At 72.0% G+C, this 536-nt stretch carries 1 protein-coding gene; it reads left to right on the top strand.

Annotated elements, in window-relative coordinates; translation table 11 throughout:
• Positions 1–536, top strand: a 536-nt coding sequence (locus MXD58_RS24795; RefSeq protein WP_248838036.1) for a beta-ketoacyl synthase N-terminal-like domain-containing protein, incomplete at both ends; no start/stop codon positions are given.

The following is a 536-nucleotide window of genomic DNA, read 5'->3' as shown; positions in this document are numbered from 1 at the left end:
TGACGGTGGACACGGCGTGTTCGTCGTCGTTGGTGGCGTTGCATCTGGCGGTGCGGGCGTTGCGGTCGGGGGAGTGCTCGCTGGCCGTCGTCGGCGGGGCGACCGTGATGTCCACGCCACAGGCCTTCATCGAGTTCAGCCGGCAGCAGGCGTTGGCGCCGGACGGGCGGTGCAAGCCGTTCGCGGCCGCCGCGGACGGCACCGGATGGGCGGAGGGCGTGGGTGTCCTGCTGGTGGAACGGCTCTCGGAGGCGCGCCGGCACGGTCATCCGGTGTGGGCGGTGGTGCGCGGGTCGGCGGTCAACTCCGACGGGGCGAGCAACGGGTTGACGGCGCCGAACGGTCCGTCGCAGCAGCGGGTGATCACCCGGGCGTTGGCCGATGCCCGCCTTGGTGCGGGTGAGGTCGATGTGGTGGAGGCGCACGGTACGGGCACGACGTTGGGTGATCCGATCGAGGCGCAGGCGTTGCTGGCGACCTACGGGCAGGGTCGGGACGCGGACCGGCCGCTGTGGGTGGGATCGGTCAAGTCGAAC

Source organism: Frankia sp. AgKG'84/4 (genome assembly GCF_023242965.2).
Classification (GTDB): domain Bacteria; phylum Actinomycetota; class Actinomycetes; order Frankiales; family Frankiaceae; genus Frankia.
This window is presented reverse-complemented; position numbering and strand designations above follow the sequence as displayed.